This window comes from Flavonifractor sp., from assembly GCF_019422385.1.
Classification (GTDB): domain Bacteria; phylum Bacillota; class Clostridia; order Oscillospirales; family Oscillospiraceae; genus Flavonifractor; species Flavonifractor avistercoris.
The window spans coordinates 1-3,129 of record NZ_JAHZDL010000143.1 but is presented as its reverse complement, the minus strand read 5'-3'; the positions used below and the strand labels follow the sequence as shown (position 1 = coordinate 3,129).

The 3,129-nt window shown below is 61.2% G+C and carries 2 protein-coding genes and 2 pseudogenes; all 4 read right to left on the bottom strand.

All coding sequences use genetic code 11. The features are described 5' to 3' along the window. Window positions 1-313 (bottom strand): low molecular weight protein-tyrosine-phosphatase (locus tag QZ378_RS12485; RefSeq protein ID WP_291258501.1); only part of this gene is annotated, 313 nt, incomplete at its 3' end. Between the two features lie 94 nt (window positions 314-407). Further along, window positions 408-737: pseudogene (locus tag QZ378_RS13020) on the bottom strand (DUF1016 N-terminal domain-containing protein); the annotation flags it as partial. 147 nt (window positions 738-884) lie between these two features. Beyond that, window positions 885-1,634: pseudogene (locus QZ378_RS12480) on the bottom strand (metallophosphoesterase). Then, window positions 1,631-3,129 (bottom strand): recombinase family protein (locus QZ378_RS12475; RefSeq protein WP_291258500.1); only part of this gene is annotated, 1,499 nt, incomplete at its 5' end. The pseudogene QZ378_RS12480 and the gene QZ378_RS12475, both read right to left, overlap by 4 nt.

Here is a 3,129-nt window from a genome sequence, read left to right as displayed (position 1 = left end):
TGAAGTCGCCGCCGCAGATGCGGTACATGCTGCGGAGGTTGGCCCTGTCCATCCCAATGAGCAGGTCGTATTCCTCGTAGTCGTGGTTGCGGAGCTGCCGGGCGGCGTGGCTCTCGCAGGGGATGCCGTGCTCCGCCAGCTTCCGCCGGGCCGGAGGGTAGACCGGGTTGCCGATCTCCTCCCGGCTGGTGGCCGCCGAGGCGATCTGGAACTCCTCCTCCAGACCTGACTTTTTCACCAAGTCCTTCATCACATACTCGGCCATCGGACTCCGACAAATATTGCCGTGACACACAAAAAGGATCTTCTTCATGCTCCAGACACCCCGCTGATACTGTGCCACTCTCAGTATAGCAGGTATTGCCCAGCTCGTCGAGTCCTTCCTGCAGCCATGCCCCGGCCTGGATCTGCTCCATCAGCTCCGTCTTGGTCCAGTGGTGCTCCTGAGCGGCCCGGAGATACCAGGCGCGTTCCTGGCTGCCTTCACAGCCCTCCAGAATGGCCACGTTCTGCGTCCAGCCCAGCTTTAGGGCCAGTGCCTGCAGTTCCCGGCTATCTGCGTAGGCACGGTAGAACTCCCGCATCCGTCGCAGGTTTCGTGGGGAGAAGCCCTTGCTTTCAGGGCAGCTTGCCTGGAGATGCTCAGCGGCCATCACCGCCGCGCCCTTCTCCGGGCGGGTGCAGACAGCCCATCCAATCTCAAAGTACAATTCCACCTCCAGCAGTTCGGTTTTCATGAGAGTGTTCAAGGCTTCGTACATCGAGGTATAGTCAACCAGCTTTCGCTTGTTCATCTTCTTGTCCTTTCCGGCGGATTGCCTTATCTGGAAAGTCACAAAGGAAAAGGCGGCGGAACCGCCGCCCTTTCCCTCATGGCCTTCTGCTTATAGGATCTGCACGATTTGCTCCCACAGGAGGATGTGCTTGGTATCAATGACTTTGTTGTCATGGTAGTGCCCGAACAGCCAGTAGTGGTATTGTGTCCGGTCTTTGACCTCCTGGAGGAAGTCCGTCAGGTGATCCGCCACATTGTGTCGGGAAAACTGGAGGGCAATGCTGGTGGGGGCGCAGTGAGTGAGGATGTAGTCCACCGCCCAGCCGTGGGCGTCCAGGTTTCGTCTGGCCTCTGCATATTCCTCCTCCGAGGGTAACTCCTCCCTCCACTAGGACAGGTGATCGATGCGGAATCGGGCGTGCTCTTTCCGCTTCAATGTCAGGTATTTTCGCTCAAAGTTGGGATCTTCCAGGCTGAGGATGCCGTCCTCAATGTCGTGGGAGGCCGCCCCGCCCATGGTGAAGAAGGTGCGGCCGGCCAGCTCAAATACCTGCCCCCGCATCAGGTGGAGCACGTGGGGCCGGATGGGCTGCACCCTGCCGCCGTGCCAGTTCTCTATCGGGTATTTCACAAGGGCATCGTAGTTTTCATGGTTTCCCGAGACGAAGGCCAACGTGAAGGGCAGGCCTTCCAGCCAGTCCAGCGCCTCGTCATCCCGTTCATCTCCGAACCACACGCCGCCGAAGTCTCCCAGCTGGAGCACTACGTCCTCCTTGGTTAGTTCCCCGCCCTCTGGGAAGTATTCCGGGCGGAACCGCTCAAGATTCCCGTGGGTGTCGCCTGTAGCGAAGATCTTCATGCAAGCTTCCTCCTTTTGGGCTGCGCCACATACTGCTCGATCTCCCGGCCATCCCGGAAGGTCACCCGGATCTTTTCCCGGGAGAGCACCGTCACCTTCTCCAGCAGCTGGTGGATGACCTCCTCATCCCACTCCGTCAGCGCCGCCGACATGTGTTCCATGGCGGCCGACACCGTCCGCAGGCGCTGGTTCACCTTTTGGTTTTCCTGATAGACCCCCTCCAGCCTAGCCCTTTGCTCCCTGAGATGGGCGGTGGACTCGGACAGCTCCCGGAACCGCCCCGTATAGTCCTCTGCCGGGTTGGCTGACGCCTCGGCCAGCAGGCTGTTGAAACGGCCGCTCAGTTCCTCCAGGGCACGGTCGATGTCCGCCAGGCTCATGCGCTCCCCCAGAACCGGGGCCAGCTCCCACTCCATGGCGGCGGCGAGCTGCCGGGCCAGGGTGTCCCGGTCCAGCATGACGGCGTTGACAGCGGCCAGGATGGCCTGCTGGAGCGGTTCCTCGTCGAGGGTGGGAGACTGGGTGCAGAACTTCTTCCCATAGTCCAGGCGGCTGACACACCGCCACACGGGGCGCTTGATTCCGCGCTGGGTCCACACGCACCGCCGGTAGGCCGTCCCGCACTCCCCGCAGAACAGCAGGTTGCTGAGGACATGCTTACCGCTGTACTTCCCCCGGCCGGTGGGGGTGCTCTTTCGCGTGGCACCCGCCTTGGCGTTCCGCCGGGCCATCTCCAGCTGGACGGCGTCGAAGATCTCCCGGCTGACGATGCCCTCATGGTGGTTTTGAATCAGGTATTTGGGGAGCTGGCCGGTGTTTGGAATGACCTTCTTGCTGATGCAGTCCTGGATAAAGGTCTTCTGGAGCAGGACGTCCCCACAGTATTTCTCGTTGGCCAGGATGCTCCGAATATGGGATGCCATCCACTTTGTTTTTCCGGAGACCGTGGGGATTTCCCGGCCTTCCAGGGCCGCCTTGATCTCCCGGATGCTGTCCCCGGCCAGGTAGCGGTCGTAGATGAAGCGGACCACCTCCGCCTGCTCCGGAACAATCCTGGGCTTGCCGTCCGGGCCCTTCTCATAGCCCAGAAGCTGCTTGTACTGCATGGTGACATGGCCAGATTTCATGGCCTGGCGCTTGCCCCAGCGCACCCGGCTGCTGGTGCTCTCGCTCTCGGCCTGGGCGAAGGCCCCGTGCAGGGTGATCAGGAACTCGCTCTCCGGGTAGATGGAGTTGATGTTCTGTTCCTCGAAGATGACTGGGATGCCCAGGCCCCGCAGTTCCCGGGTGAAGTTGAGGGTGTCCACGGTGTTGCGGGCGAAGCGGGAGACAGATTTGGCCAGGATCATGTCAATCTTCCCCTGCCTGCACTGGCGAATCATCCGCAGGAACTCCTTCCGCTTGCAGGTGGAGGTGCCGGTGATACCCTCGTCTGCGAATACCCCGGCCATGGTCCAGCCCGGTTCCTTCATGATCTTCTCGGTGTAGTAGGCCA